We start from the raw sequence: 14857 nt of genomic DNA, 5'->3' as shown, positions 1-14857 counted from the left end.
ATTCCTTACTTTAATTTTCTAATCCACACACTGTTCATCCAAAAAAACAAACGTGTAAACGGACTTTTTTTCATTAATTTTTTTGAAATCAATTTCACTTCTGTTTGGTTCTTTACTTTAGGATCAGATAAATATAAAGCTAATAACCCTTCAATGATCATTTGATGAAAGGATGGGTTAGGTAAATGATGAAGATCTCGATTTGCTTGTTCAAAAATAAATTCAATCCTTCTGAACGTCATTTCATTATTTTCATAATAACTGCAAAAGTTCAAGTCCCCGCCTTGTTCGTCCTCTTCTTGATCAATCAAATAATCTAATAATATATGTAAACCACATATATGTGGAAAATAACTTTTTCGAATATTTCCAACCGTTTCAACGCTTAAATTTTCGTCTGTTGCGGCAAGAAACAACATAAAGACTCCTAAGGTAGAACCCGTTGCGGCGGCAAATTCATTCCAATGCAGCTCTGGATAAGACTCACTATAAGTTTCCCACCAAGTTAATAATTGATTCTCTCTTAAATCATGTTTGATATGTTTGTAAACTTGCAAATCACAATAATAGGAAACTAATTCCTTTACATACGGCTTTACCAAATCGTATTTTGGCAATAAACATATACACGATTGGCAAGTTTTCACTAATTGGTGCAAATAGTCACCATCGTCCTGATCTGTCCTTTTCGCATAATAATTTTGTAATGAAGCAGATGGATCTACTGCATCTAACATCGATTGATGCAAAAGACGAAAATCATCTGCATCCATAGAGACACTACGATCACAAAGATTGTCCAAATAATCACTAATCGTTTGAAAAGCTACGATTAAAGGTATCAATACATGTCGTTGCGGCAAGTTAGCCACTGCATAAACTGATCCCCCTTGACAGTGAAACTGCTTAGTTGTCATACTGTCAATCGCTTGTTTTCTTAACTCATCGTTTGGAATCTGATCCGCAATTTTTCTCCAATCGTTTAGCTGTGCCTTCACTTCAGGTAAGACATAACGATATACCCTATACATTAAACTTAAAGGATAATTAGGAACTATCGCTTGTTTGGTTTTTAATTGGTTCAAGGCTTACCTCCAAATAAATATATCTGAAATTCATTTCCTATTATTATAATACAAAATGAGAATCGATGCGATTGATTCTCATGAAATTCATAGATCGTACTTAATTATGAAACAATTTAATGATAAAAACCTACAGCATGGGAACATGATAAAAACATTGTCATTCTACATCCATGTGTCAGAATAACAACTTGTAATTAAAAGACAATAAAAGGTACTATAAAAAGATAGTACTTTTCCTATTATGAAATTTATTTAGAATAATAAATATACAATGACAAGCTTTATGAACGTTTTTTTTAAAATACAGTAATTAGTGGAGGTGTAGATCTTGACACAATCTTCAGTTCTTGAAGTTAAAAATGTGACTAAAAAGATAAATAACAAAACCATTATTGATCAAATATCCTTTAGTGTAAATAGAGGAGAAATATATGGGTTTTTGGGTCCAAACGGTGCTGGAAAAACCACAACGATTCGTATGATCGTAGGACTCATGTCACTAGGCGAAGGTGATATTATAATTAATGGTACAAGCATCTCAAAAAACTTTGAAAAGGCAATGCACTCCGTTGGAGCCATTGTTGAAAATCCTGAGATGTATAAGTTTTTATCAGGTTATCAAAATTTAGTTCATTATGCTCGTATGATACCAGGCATTTCAAAAGCGCGTATTTTAGAAGTTACAAAGCTCATTGGTTTAGAAGATCGGATTCATGATAAGGTAAAAAGATATTCATTAGGGATGCGTCAACGATTAGGCATAGCACAAGCTTTACTCCATAAACCATCTTTACTAATTTTAGATGAACCAACAAATGGTTTAGATCCAGCAGGAATTAGGGAATTAAGAGATTATTTGAGACAACTGGCAAATGAAGGCATTTCTACACTAGTGTCCAGTCATTTGCTCTCAGAAATGGAGTTAATGTGTGATCGTGTAGCTATTATTAAAGAAGGAAAAATTATTGATGTAAAATCATTAAAAGATTCTTCTGAACATAGAGAGCTGCAAAATAAAGTTATCTTTGAGGTCAATCAGCCTAAAAAAGGTTTCGATATCATTAAAGAAAAGTTTGAATATAAAGAAATGAAATTATTGGAAAATGGTTTTGTTTTATTATTAAAACGTGAGGAGATTCCGAAAGTTAATCAATCACTTGTGAAAGAAGAAATTTTAATTTACAGCATAAATTCAACCTCTAAATCTCTAGAGGATCAATTTTTAGAATTGACAAACTAATCCTATAAGGAGGTTAATCTTAATGCTTAATCTTGTACAGAACGAAAATATGAAACTATATTTAAGAATCCGAACCTGGATTATGGTAGGTTTATTAGTACTTATCCAGATCATCTTTGCATTTTTCTTAGAAAATACAGTGTTTAGTTGGTTGGCCTTTGCAGACGTTAGCAGTTATCTTACTTCTATTATTGCTATATACGCTATCGTTACCGCTTCAAGCATCGTTGCTTCTGAATTTTCATCAGGAACAATTAAGATGTTATTAATAAGACCTGTCAGCAGAACTAAGATCTTAATGTCTAAATATATATCCGTATTATTATATATTTCATTTTTATTAATTTTAAATCTACTCACTTCCTTTATTATTGGATTTATTTTTTTCGGCTCAGCTTCAGCCTCAAATGATATTACTTTAGGAACAGTCTTACAAAATTATGGATTTACCAGCATTGAATTACTAATGACAGCAACTTTCGCTTTTATGATTTCATCTTTATTTAGAAGCAGTGTATTATCAATCATTTTATCATTCATCATTCACTTTTTTAGTTCCACAGTAGTATTGGTTTTAAGTCAATTTAATTATACTTATGGAAAATTTTTTCTTTATTCTAACACTGATTTAAGACAATATTTCTATGGGAATCAAACTAATTTTGAAGGAATGACACTTACTTTTTCTATCTTTATCTTGATAGTATATTTTGTTCTATTTCATTTCGTATCGTTGTATGCATTTAAAAAGCGAGATGTTGTCGTGTAAACAAAATTAAATTGGTTTTAAAAAACAAAAAAACAGCCCTGATGAAACATTCAGAGCTGTTTTTTCGCTATGACATTGTATTATAAGCATGGCTTCGACTTATGTTCTCTTTACGAGTTACATTGGCTTTTCATTCTTCCATACTTTTATTAAGCAGGCAATATATGTTCACTTAAAGCAACTAGCGGAATAAAACGCCTTCCCCGAAGCTCCTAACACTTATAGCTTAACAACGTTAGCTGCTTGAGGTCCACGGTCACCTTCAGTAATTTCGAATTCAACTTCTTGACCTTCATCTAAAGTTTTGAAACCATCACCTTGAATTGCTGAGAAATGTACAAATACATCGTCTCCATCTTCAACTTGAATGAACCCATAACCTTTTTCTGCGTTAAACCATTTAACTGAACCTTTCAAATTGCATAACCTCCATAAAGCGTAAAAAGTGTTTCGTCGTATTGACGATTAAGTCAATTATACAGATAATATATCCAGTTTTCAAGATATATTTCACCTTAAACCCTTTTCTTCAGCCTTAAAAAATAGGGTGAATTTGGAATAAAAGGTAAGTTAGATTTCACCTTTTCAATTTTTATCCCTTCCATTTTCTCCAGTTTTTTCATAACCATTTCAAGGTGTGGATACTGGTCAAAAGTTAGTGTAACAAGTGGATATATTCTTATTTCACCATCAGGTTTACAAACACGAATGAATTCCTGTATTGAGTGTAAATGAAATTGAAAGTCAAATTGTTCATGATATAGAAATAAAAAATGACTGCATAATACCATTGAAAATGTATTATCTTCAAAAGGAAGCAAAGGCAGGGTTCCCTTCACATATTTAGAAGGACGATCTATAGTATCATAATCATTTTTAAATATCTCAAAACTATCTTCCCTTAACTTTTGATGATGCTCTACACTTAAGTAATAACTCCAGTCAAAGATATGCTCAATGTTTGATAGTTTTTCTGGAATACTGCTTAACTCTTTTTCTCCGTAAATAGAAATATCTTTATATGTAAGTTCATATAGTGGGTCAACAGAAATACAATGATATCCTCTGCGATTTGCTTCTGCAGTAAATGATGATGCTCCTGAAGCTACATCCAATATGCTTCCTTGATTTAATGTTTCTGATTGCAGTGAAAACATTTTTAAGTATTCCTCAAACGATCTAGAAGTCATTGCAACACCAATTTGTTCATAACGGGGCTGATTATTCTTATTCATTACTTATCTCTCCTCAACTTAACTCATCTAATCTAAACTTTCTAATTACCTGCGCATTAGAACAGCATGATCATAATTTAGCACATATGCATTTGAAAAACAATCATGATATAATAAGGCTCTAGCTTATTTAGAATGGAGATATACCTATGATTAAAAAATATCAAATTTATAAAAAAGATAAATGGAATATGATGAATGTTGAAGTGAACGGAAGACATATTATTTTGCGGGAAATCTCAGATCAATGGGGAGAGGATACTCATGACTTTTTAAGCAGACCTGCTTTAATGGATTGGGTTAATAAACGATTTTCTGCAGAGCAATTTGAAGGTACAGAGTCAGAGAGATTAGAAATCATTGAGAAATTCCAGCAGATATAAAAGTGGTAAAGGGCTGATTCTCAGCCCCTCCTTATCAAACTAACCGATTCAGCTTCCTTCCCTTGATGAGTTTGAAAAAGTGTATTACATGATAAATTGCGTGTGTATTTTAAAGAAGATTCCTTTAATATTTCTTCTTTTTTATCCTCATCTACCTGTTCTACTCGCAAATATTGTTTATGAGTTTGAAAAATAAATAGCTCTTCATACGCTATCTCACGTTCTCCATTAAGTGTGACGTTAATGTAATCTGAATCAAAATAATATTGAGTACCAATAAGGTAAAGTTCATCTTTAATTATAACTTGTTCTAATAACAACATGGGACCTTTGTTCGTTCGAAAACTACGTTCTAATTCTACTATTTTTGAAAGTGAAGCTACACCACCAATAGAAAGCTGACCAGTATTGATACTATAAGTCCATTGTCTATCCGATAAAGGGTTACTGCTTTCTGGTTCAAGTAATATCTCTACATTAGAATAAGGATATTCCTCCACCAATTCTTGATAAATTTGAAGCTTTGAGTAGCCTCTAAAACCTATATACGAAGTAACTAATGTGATAACAAGAATGATTGCAATTAATTCAAGTTGTTTCCGCTGATCTTGATGCAAAAACAGCAAGGATGGAAGTAACAAAAGAAAAGGAACGATGATAAGAATATCATTTCCTGTTAATATATTTATCCCAATCTCCCGTGATTCAATAATAGGGTAAAACAATGGCAAACCATTATCGAGAAAATCCATTAAAAAATGCCCTATCATTAAAGATAAAAATAGACTGCTCCAAAGTAAACTAAATTTGATTTCATTCAAAAACAATCGGGCTGCAAAGGCAAGTCCTAAACTTAATATTGGTGCCACAAAAAGAGAATGCATAAACTCATAAAGGATTACATTATTGATCAAAGGAATAGATACAACTACTGGAATGTCAGATATGACTGCTGCCAATATACCAAATAATAAAACAAACCAGACTTTATGACTTGTGACTTTCTTACGGAGAAAAAGGTATGAAACCGAGGCGCCTACTGCACCATGGTAACCGACCTCACTTATTACAGTTAAAATAAACCAAGTTAAATATTCCACTCCAACATCACTCCCGAGGGCCTTCATACAGTTCTTCGTAAATTAATTGATTATCACTTGAAAATCCTTTAATCATAAAGGGTTCCTCAATTGATGTAGAAGAATAAACAAATGAATAGCCTTTATAATTAAAGTACTGTAAGTTTTCATTCGAATCATTCAATGTTACTGTTTCTATTTTCCCATTTGCAATCATGCCGATGAACAATTTGTCTTCGTTGTTATCCAAATTGTTTTGAATGTTAATTCCATAAAATTCAGCACCCAAATCATTTAGATTAGCCAGACTACCATAAAAATTAACTTCTTTGCCTATAAATCTAAAATAATATATATTGTCAGCAGTATCAGTAACAAAATGTAGCGTATAATCATCACCTAAATGGTGTGATTCGATTGAGTCTTTTATAAATGGATAGGGATGACTGACTCTTTGATCCATTGTGGTATATACATTGTCAGGCATGTTGTACTTTAAAATTATGGATATCATCAAAAGCAAAACTGATACCGCAATTAGAGTTGTAATTTTATTCATACTTCATTCCCCCAAATTCTTTTTAAAGTTCTTAATTATCTTGTCTGTTTCTCTTTTGATTAGTTTCAGCATAATAAATATTTTTTAAAAAAAGAGTAGGGTAAAGTTTAAATTTTTCTTAAAGAAAACTCGCCGATTGGCAAGCCTTTATGCAAAGACAGAGGGGGAATTGTCAATTCATGAATGAATTGATGCCGGTGTTCACCAGTGTAAAAAAAAGATCGGGAAATTCCCGATCTTCAAACTTGCTTTCAGAGGGGGGAGTCTAACAGCATGAGAAAGTGATAAAATTTAATTTTTCATTCATTTTCATGTTCAGCATTAGACGTATACCTCTATAGGTGATGATTCCTAATCATGGAGTAGACAATCTCCATCTAATTTGCCGATGTTAAGCTTTGGTTAGCTCATCATGTTCTTTTTCGAGTGGCAAACGAACTTCAAATATTGTATGAATCACGCTGCTTTCGACAGTAATGGATCCATCATGCTGCTCTACTATATTTTTGGCTATAAACAATCCAAGTCCTGTGCTCCCTTCTTGTTCCGTTCGTGCTTTGTCTCCAGAATAAAACATATCGAAAATATGTGGCAGTTCTTCGGGAGGAATTCGATCTCCATAATTTACAATTTGAATGACTACTTTTTCAGACTCAACATAACCGTTTATATCAACAAACTGACCATCTCGTCCATATCTGCATGCATTCATTAATAGATTTTCAAACACACGAGCCAGTAACTCTCCATCTCCCAATATATGTAACTGAGATGTGATAGTTATTCTTGCAGTCAGTTGGTTCTTTTCAAGAGCTGGGTACATTTCTTCATTTAATTGATTTAGCAAGCCACTTAAGTTGATTGATTGTTTATTTAGCTTTAACATCCCATAGTTCATTCGAGTAATTTCAAATAATTCATCAATTAATTTTTCAAGACGTTGTGATTTAGTTAAAGCAATCGTTAAAAAATGCTTCGTTTGTTCCTCTGTCATCTGCTCATCTTTGAGAATTAAATCTAAATAACCTAAGACTGAAGTTAGGGGTGTACGTAAATCATGTGCTAAATTTATTACTAGTTGATCCTTGCTGCTTTCTGAAAATTCTCCCTTTTCTATAGCTTCTTTCAATTTTTCACTTGCTAAATTTATATCTTGTGCAATAGCTTTAAATTCATCATTCGTTTGTATTCGTACACGGTGCTGAAAGTCCCCCTGTGCTAGATAACGTATGCCTGTTGAAATTTCTTGGAAATAGGTTGAATACGACTTAGTAAGTAAAAAGAAAATCAAGATAGAAAGAATAATAAAGAAGAATAAAAATGGAGTAATGATTCCAATTTCATCGAGGATATCACGTAATAAAGTCAATGAACCCGAGAAAGGCATAAAAGAGCGGTAAATAAATTGAAGACTAATATAAAAAAAATAGGATATGACACTAGAGAGAAACATACTTAATCCGAGTAAAGCAACCATTTTCATACGAAAACTTTGCAATAATTTAACCATTGAATGCATATCCTACTCCCCAAATTGTTTTAATTAATTTGTCTTTCCTTTTATCATCTGCTAGCTTCTTTCTCAGGGTACGAATATGGACCATGACAGTATTCGCACCATCAAAGTAAACTTCTCCCCACACTTGCTGAAAAATATTTTCCACACTGAACACTTTATTGGGATGTCTGGCTAATAAATATAAAATGTCAAATTCTTTTGGTGTTAGTTCGATACTTTCATTAAACAACGTAACCTTTCTATAATCAGCAGAAATAACTAAACCACCAAATTCTATAATAGAGTTGTCTTTTGTGGTTTTAGTGGGTTGATTCAAGCTTTTATAACGTCTTAGCTGAGCATTAACCCTAGCAACCAACTCAATGGGAGTAAACGGTTTTGTCATGTAATCATCTGCTCCAATCACTAAGCCTTGTACCTTGTCGAAGTCGGAATCCTTTGCACTTAAGAAGATAATAGGCATATTATGATGCTCACGTATGTGACGGGTTACTTCATATCCATCCATCTTAGGCATCATAATGTCAAGTATAATGAGATCGATGTGTTGAGCTTCGACGACTTGAACGGCTTCTTGTCCATCAGAAGCTTTGATTATACTGTAACCTTCTTTTTCCATATGGATAGCGATTAAATCAGCAATTTCTTTTTCATCTTCCGCGATTAAAATCGTGATATTGTTCAACTTTCTCACTCCTGAAAATTAAAGTGATGTTTTTGCATGTATAGATATTGTTTTCATATATTTTATATTACATCAAAAAGTGAAAAGAACGAAATGGATAATAAAAACACACTCTAGTGATGAAATCTTGTTCCAAATAAATGGAAGATATTTGAAACATTGTAGAATTGAATCAGACAGGGAATAGCTGATCTTAGTTACAATGATAACTAATATGTTAAGCAATAAATTAATAAATCTCCTGTATTTTTATAATTATACAAACATTGACGATCATTACCATCAAATTTGGTAAATGATCGTTTTTTATTTGGATAAACTATTTTAACAGACAAAGAAAACAAAGAATAACGACTTAAAGTAATTATAGAAATAACTACTCAAGGAGTGTTTTATAATGGAACTCTTTACTGCTGATTTTTGGACGGTACTGTTAAGTATCATTATTATTGATTTAGTACTTGCGGGTGATAATGCTATTGTTATCGGACTAGCTGCAAGAAATGTCCCAAAAGAACATCAAAAAAAGGTCATATTATGGGGTACCGCAGGAGCTATTATTGTAAGAGCCATTGGAACGTTATTAGTTGTTTGGTTGTTAAAAATACCTGGACTCCTGTTGATTGGTGGACTTCTCCTCATTTGGATTGCTTATAAATTATTAGTACAAAAAAAATCACATGACAACATAAAATCAAGTACAAGTTTATGGTCTGCAATTCAAACTATTGTCATTGCTGATGCAGTGATGGGATTAGATAATGTATTAGCTATTGCAGGGGCATCACATGGTAGTTTTTTTATGGTCATCATGGGGTTAATGATCAGTGTTCCTTTTGTTGTTTGGGGAAGCACAATCATCTTAAAATTTATTGAACGATACCCAGTAATTATATATATCGGTTCAGGTGTTCTTGCCTTTACTGCAGGTAAAATGATTACGGATGAAACTTGGTTTAAAGCCTTTTTTGACGAAAATGTATGGATCAAATGGGCTTTCATCGCAGTGATTGTTGTGGGTGTGATTATGGCTGGAAGGATGAAAAATCGAGCTAGAAGAGAACTGGCCACATGAAGAAACCTTAAATTTAACTATTTTGCTAATAAAATCTGCAAATTGAGAGCAGGTTTTTTTATAACTTAAAACATCTGTACTTCAATTAACAATATAAACTTTAATCCTTCCCTACCATAGTCTTTCCTAAGGTCCAATAACTTCATAAAGGAGCTTTGGTCAATTTAATAGGCACTTTTATCATTTTCCATAAAATAGACCTTTGTTCATGTCAAAAGATTCTCCTGAATAATACCTTATATAGAATGGTCCTATATAATTATATTAAAGGAGTTGTATTTAAAATGGGATTAATTAAAAACCCTTTTATTGTGTGCCAACAATTTATGGAAGATACTGATATTATTACGATTAATGATGACATGAGAAATGAATTTATTGAAGTCCTTACTGTAACGGTATGTGTAAAAGATCCAAAAAGTACTCGAATAAAGTTAGATTCAACAGTAGAACTTGTTAGAGATTTAAGAGGTGTTGCAAACAATGAAGTTGAATCTCAAATTGATTATCGACTAACAAAAAATGGAACACCTTTAGCAACTCAATCTGATATTGTAACCCTGTTAAGAGCTGATACAAATAGAATTAACACTATTGATGGATTAACATGGTGTGATGAGAATCCTTCTGCAGGAGATAACGTTTATACTATTGAGATTAATCGTGTAGATGGTGGAGATACACCGGAAGATCTTGTAAATTTCGTAGAAGTACAAACTAGAGCGTTAAATGCTACTGTGTTTCCTAAATAAAAACGTGAAAAAAATAATCACGTACTCCATAATCCATACTCCGCCGTACTTCATCATACGGCGGTATTGGACTTCAACCAACAGCCTACTTTTCACGACAAGGTTATAAAGTTCGGTTCAAATATAAACAGATCTCGTCAAGTAATAATACAATCATTCCTTCTATCTATCTGCCTTTTGATAAATCGTCTCATATTTTCGTTCGTATAAACCCAAAATGAAGATGCTTTCTTTCCTGTTAGTCTTTTTCTATTCTTTTTTTGTTATAATAATACTGATTTTAATAATATAATCCTTTACAAAAGATTTATAAGCTTAAAAAGAAAGGCGGTTTTACGTATGGAAAATACAGAATCCTTGGTCATATTTATGATCGTTTCCTTTGCTCTAGCATTAGTATTAATCCTAAAAAAAGATTCTATTTCCCAACCTTTTCGCAAATATTTAGCTATCTTTGCTTTGTTTATGGTCTTATGTTCATTTGTTTTATTAATCATTTCATTCTTTGGATAAACATATTATGATTCTGAGAAGGCCATACTAAGCAAAACTTTGGAAACAACCGTTCATTTCCAAAAGGTTGCTGAGGTGGATAAAATTGAGACATTTGACCTTCTTACTAATGATTGTTATCTTAACATTAGTACCATTATTTTCATCTATTAATTTTGCAGAGAAAAAAAATCTTATGAATGAAGAGTTGAGGAGGAATCCCATGAGTGAAGTATTAAAAAGAATTGATGTACCTGAAGATAGTAAGTGGAATTTAGAGGACATTTTTAAAGATCAAAAAGCTTGGGATCAAGAATATAAAGATGTACAAAAGAAAGTTGAAGATATTAAAAAATTTCAAGGTAAACTTACAGACGCTGAAAACATAAAAAAATGCTTTGCTTTAGAGGATGACATTTCCCTACATACTGAAAGACTTTATGTTTATGCCAATATGAAACATCATGAAGATACAACTGAACCAACTTATCAGTCCTTATCAGATAAAGCTCAAAAATTAAGTGTAGAGATTAACAGTGCGCTGTCCTTTATTACCCCGGAAATATTAAGCTTATCTGATGAGCAGCTTAAAGCATTCATTGATAACCCTGATTTAAGTGATTATAAACGTACTTTAGAGGAAATGCTGCGTCAAAAAGCTCACATTCTTACTCTAGCTGAAGAGGCAATACTAGCACAAGTAGGAAGCTTATCACAAGCACCTCAAACTATATTTGGCATGTTGAACAATGCGGATATGACCTTCCCTAAAATTAAAAATGATAAAGGGGAGGAAGTTGAACTTACCCATGGAAATTACATTCAATTTCTTGAAAGTGATAATCAAGAAGTCCGTAAAAATGCTTTTAAAGCGATGTATGAAACATACAGTAATCATAAAAATACAATTGGTGCAACTTTAAATGCCAATATTAATAAAAATAACTTTTATTCGAAAACAAGAAAATATCCATCCATTTTAGAAATGGCACTTTATGGTGATAACATGCCAAAAGAAGTATATACAAATCTCATCGACACTATTCACGAACATCTACCTTTAATGCATCGATATATGGAGCTGCGAAAAAAACTGCTAAAGGTTGATGAGCTTCACATGTATGATTTATTTTCACCGTTGGTAGATGAATTTAGAATGGAAATCTCCTTTGAAGATGCTAAGAAAACTGTTGCAGAGAGCCTAAAGCCATTAGGTGAAGATTATTTGGCTATTTTAGATGATGGATTCAATAATGGTTGGATTGATGTTTATGAAAACAAAGGAAAAAGAAGTGGTGCATACAGCTGGGGTGCTTACGGTACTCACCCTTATGTGTTATTAAATCATAAAGACAACTTAAACAGCATGTTTACACTAACACATGAAATGGGTCATGCCATTCATTCTTATTTATCAGACGAGACCCAAAAATATCGTGATGCACAATATACAATCTTCTTAGCAGAGGTTGCATCTACTTTAAATGAAGCCTTACTGATGGATCATTTATTGAAAAATACAAAAGATGAAAAGGAAAAGTTGTATTTACTTACCTATTATGCAGACCAATTTAGAACAACCGTGTTTAGACAAACCATGTTTGCTGAATTTGAAAAGATTATTCACGAAAAAGTAGAAGCAGGCGAATCACTTACACCACAAGATTTAAGTGAAATTTATTATGAACTTAATGTAAAATACCATGGTGATGGTATGACTGTTGATAAAGATATTGAAATGGAATGGGCACGTATTCCTCACTTTTATTCCAGTTTTTATGTATTTAAATATGCAACTGGATTTTCAGCGGCTACAAGCTTTTCCAAACAAATTTTAGAAGAAGGCCAATCTGCTGTTGATCGATATAAAGGTTTCTTAAAAAGCGGAGGAAGCGATTATTCCATCAACATACTGAAACGAGCGGGGGTGGATATGTCTTCTCCTGAGCCAATTCGTCAAGCGATGAGTGTGTTTGAAGAAGTGATTTCAGAGATGGAAAAGCTAACTCAATAAAAATGGCTAAAATATAATATAAAACTATAGGTGTCCCCTTGAGTATTTGGCCTTCCATTTACTTCAAGGGGATTTTGTATATTTTTCACTTATTCACTTTGCTTTTGAAGTGCTGCCTCATGTGCTACAATTATAGTGAAACTTTCAATCTTACAACATAATTATGGGGGAGAAATATGTTTGAAGTAAGCATAGATTCATTTAAAGATCTTTTAAGTTGGGATTCATGGGAGAGTCAACTTATTGAATTGTCTCAACGTTCGCTCATGATATTACTTATTATTGGACTGACTTGGTTAGCCTTAAAGGTAAGAAAAGCAATTATAACTCGTGTATTTGACCTTAATATCTCACGAATGCAAGAAAAACAAAAAGATACGTTAGAAACATTATTACTTTCGTTAACAAAATATATCATTTTCATCATTTCTATTTTAATGATTTTAAGCAATGCTGGTTTAGATGTCGCACCTATAATAGCTGGAGCTGGAGTATTGGGATTAGCCGTTGGTTTTGGGGCACAAACTTTAGTAAAAGATTTAATTACAGGATTCTTCATCATATTTGAAGATCAATTCTCAGTTGGTGATTATGTATCCATAAATAATGGCGAAATTAATGGAACTGTTGTAGATGTAGGACTTCGTGCTACCAAGATAAGAACTTGGGGACAGCATTCTGTTGTTATTCAAAACTCTGAAATCAGAACAAGTCAAAACTATAATCGAGAAAGAATGCGGGCGATCATAAACATCACTGTACCTTATGAAGTAGATCCGTCAGAAATTGAACAAGCTATCAACGAGGTATCCATTGAACTTGTTTCAAATCAAAAACAACTGTTTTTGTTGGATGATAAAGGGGAAGTCATGGAAGCCCCTCAGTTATATGGAATTACAGATGTAGAAAATAATGCATTAGGTGCAAAATATACTGTCATCAGCATGGTCAGAGATGAGCACTATTGGACAGCGGCTAAAGAAATCAGAAAAGGACTATTAAAACAATTGAATAAAAACGGAATTCAAATTTCATATCCACGCCGTATTGAAAGACAAGAATTTGATGCTGATGGCTTCAACAATGTTTAAACTACAATAAAATAATCATCTAACCCCATTCTCTTTAAGGATGGGGTTAGATGATTATTACGATAGGTTTGGTTAATGAAAAGTGTTGTTCACACTTGATTATAGCGAACTCTTGTTCTATAATCTGAATAATGGACGATAAAGTACGGACTAGAATACACTAGAGGTGAAGATTATAATGCCTAAGCAAAAAGTTAGTAAAATCGTAACACCTAATATTCCAAGTGCATTAACAACTTTGGACTTAAATCATGAAATTGAGGAAGGACAATATTACAGTATAAATATTGTCGAAAACAACTTAATAAAAAACATATCTGGAGATAAGGTTTCTTTTGAAAAATGTGTATTTAAAAATGTATCTTTTGAAAATGTATCCTTCAGAAATATCGAACTAACTGATGTTTGTTTTGAAAAATGCGAACTTATCAATGTTGATTTTAGTCACGCTATTATTCACAGAGTTATGATAAAAGAGTGTAAATTACTTGGTATAGACCTTTCAGCATCTTCTTTTCGTAACGTCATTTTTGACCACTGCCTTACAGATTATAGCTCCTTTAATTTCTCGAACTTTAAACAAGTACAATTCAAAAATTGCTCTCTTTGCAATGCAGACTTTTATGAGTCTGTATTTAAAAACCTTACATTCACCAATTGCAATATCAATCAAGCAAATTTAGGAAAAACAAACTTAAAAGAAATCGATTTAAGCAGTTGTTTTTTTGAAGATCTAACTGTTTCCACCCAAGAATTGCAAGGATGTATCATATCTCCAGAACAAGCTATTGCATTTGTAAAAGCACTGGGGTTAACTGTAAAAGAAGAAGATAAGATTTAAAATCATCTCTAGATAGAACAAAAACTCCTATCGAA

At 32.5% G+C, this 14857-nt stretch carries 16 protein-coding genes; 9 read left to right on the top strand and 7 right to left on the bottom strand.

Annotation, left to right across the window (positions count from 1 at the left end; genetic code table 11):
- Positions 1-5: 5 nt before the first annotated feature.
- A complete protein-coding gene (locus Q5Y73_RS10445; protein ID WP_371320187.1) occupies positions 6-1085 on the bottom strand; it encodes a tetraprenyl-beta-curcumene synthase family protein in 1080 nt (359 codons plus the stop codon).
- A 331-nt stretch (positions 1086-1416) separates the two neighbouring features.
- Between Q5Y73_RS10445 and Q5Y73_RS10440 the strand changes: the two genes are divergently transcribed.
- The gene (locus Q5Y73_RS10440) at positions 1417-2328 is read left to right on the top strand and encodes an ABC transporter ATP-binding protein (RefSeq protein WP_305991834.1); all 912 of its coding nucleotides are present in this window, start codon (positions 1417-1419) and stop codon (positions 2326-2328) included.
- A gap of 22 nt (positions 2329-2350) precedes the next feature.
- On the top strand, positions 2351-3097 hold the full coding sequence (locus tag Q5Y73_RS10435) for an ABC transporter permease (protein ID WP_305991833.1): 747 nt from the start codon (positions 2351-2353) through the stop codon (positions 3095-3097).
- Positions 3098-3316: 219 nt separating this feature from the next.
- Here the strand turns inward: Q5Y73_RS10435 and Q5Y73_RS10430 are convergent, their stop codons facing one another.
- Together Q5Y73_RS10430 and Q5Y73_RS10425 are read right to left on the bottom strand one after the other, a co-directional pair.
- Positions 3317-3514: a cold shock domain-containing protein gene (locus Q5Y73_RS10430; RefSeq protein WP_305991832.1), complete on the bottom strand. Its 198-nt coding sequence runs from the start codon at positions 3512-3514 to the stop codon at positions 3317-3319.
- Positions 3515-3612: 98 nt separating this feature from the next.
- Positions 3613-4332 (bottom strand): class I SAM-dependent methyltransferase, encoded by a 720-nt coding sequence (locus Q5Y73_RS10425; RefSeq protein WP_305991831.1) that lies wholly within the window; start codon positions 4330-4332, stop codon positions 3613-3615.
- 149 nt (positions 4333-4481) lie between these two features.
- Between Q5Y73_RS10425 and Q5Y73_RS10420 the strand changes: the two genes are divergently transcribed.
- On the top strand, positions 4482-4715 hold the full coding sequence (locus tag Q5Y73_RS10420) for a hypothetical protein (RefSeq protein ID WP_305991830.1): 234 nt from the start codon (positions 4482-4484) through the stop codon (positions 4713-4715).
- A 20-nt stretch (positions 4716-4735) separates the two neighbouring features.
- Here the strand turns inward: Q5Y73_RS10420 and Q5Y73_RS10415 are convergent, their stop codons facing one another.
- From Q5Y73_RS10415 to Q5Y73_RS10400, 4 genes are all read right to left on the bottom strand, one after another.
- Positions 4736-5815 (bottom strand): metal-dependent hydrolase, encoded by a 1080-nt coding sequence (locus Q5Y73_RS10415; protein WP_305991829.1) that lies wholly within the window; start codon positions 5813-5815, stop codon positions 4736-4738.
- Between the two features lie 7 nt (positions 5816-5822).
- Positions 5823-6353 (bottom strand): hypothetical protein, encoded by a 531-nt coding sequence (locus Q5Y73_RS10410; protein ID WP_305991828.1) that lies wholly within the window; start codon positions 6351-6353, stop codon positions 5823-5825.
- Positions 6354-6744: 391 nt separating this feature from the next.
- Positions 6745-7863: a sensor histidine kinase gene (locus tag Q5Y73_RS10405; protein ID WP_305991939.1), complete on the bottom strand. Its 1119-nt coding sequence runs from the start codon at positions 7861-7863 to the stop codon at positions 6745-6747.
- Positions 7856-8557: a response regulator transcription factor gene (locus Q5Y73_RS10400; protein WP_305991827.1), complete on the bottom strand. Its 702-nt coding sequence runs from the start codon at positions 8555-8557 to the stop codon at positions 7856-7858. Before Q5Y73_RS10400 ends, Q5Y73_RS10405 begins: the two co-directional genes overlap by 8 nt.
- 397 nt (positions 8558-8954) lie before the next feature.
- On the opposite strand from Q5Y73_RS10400, the gene Q5Y73_RS10395 reads away from it, so the two are divergent.
- The 6 genes from Q5Y73_RS10395 to Q5Y73_RS10370 all read left to right on the top strand — a co-directional run bounded on the left by Q5Y73_RS10395 (position 8955) and on the right by Q5Y73_RS10370 (position 14822).
- Positions 8955-9632: a TerC family protein gene (locus tag Q5Y73_RS10395; RefSeq protein ID WP_305991826.1), complete on the top strand. Its 678-nt coding sequence runs from the start codon at positions 8955-8957 to the stop codon at positions 9630-9632.
- A 284-nt stretch (positions 9633-9916) separates the two neighbouring features.
- Positions 9917-10384: a hypothetical protein gene (locus Q5Y73_RS10390; RefSeq protein ID WP_305991825.1), complete on the top strand. Its 468-nt coding sequence runs from the start codon at positions 9917-9919 to the stop codon at positions 10382-10384.
- A 339-nt stretch (positions 10385-10723) separates the two neighbouring features.
- Entirely contained in the window at positions 10724-10897 is a 174-nt protein-coding gene (locus Q5Y73_RS10385) for a hypothetical protein (protein ID WP_305991824.1), read from the top strand.
- 202 nt (positions 10898-11099) lie between these two features.
- A complete protein-coding gene (gene pepF / locus Q5Y73_RS10380; RefSeq protein WP_305991823.1) occupies positions 11100-12890 on the top strand; it encodes an oligoendopeptidase F in 1791 nt (596 codons plus the stop codon).
- A gap of 176 nt (positions 12891-13066) precedes the next feature.
- Positions 13067-13981: a mechanosensitive ion channel family protein gene (locus Q5Y73_RS10375; protein WP_305991822.1), complete on the top strand. Its 915-nt coding sequence runs from the start codon at positions 13067-13069 to the stop codon at positions 13979-13981.
- Between the two features lie 178 nt (positions 13982-14159).
- The gene (locus tag Q5Y73_RS10370) at positions 14160-14822 is read left to right on the top strand and encodes a pentapeptide repeat-containing protein (RefSeq protein ID WP_305991821.1); all 663 of its coding nucleotides are present in this window, start codon (positions 14160-14162) and stop codon (positions 14820-14822) included.
- The last annotated feature ends 35 nt before the right edge of the window (positions 14823-14857 follow it).

The sequence above is a fragment of the Chengkuizengella axinellae genome, from assembly GCF_030730905.1.
Lineage (GTDB): Bacteria > Bacillota > Bacilli > Paenibacillales > KCTC-33759 > Chengkuizengella > Chengkuizengella axinellae.
Note: the sequence above shows the minus strand (reverse complement) of the source record. Positions and strands in the feature narration are given on the sequence as shown.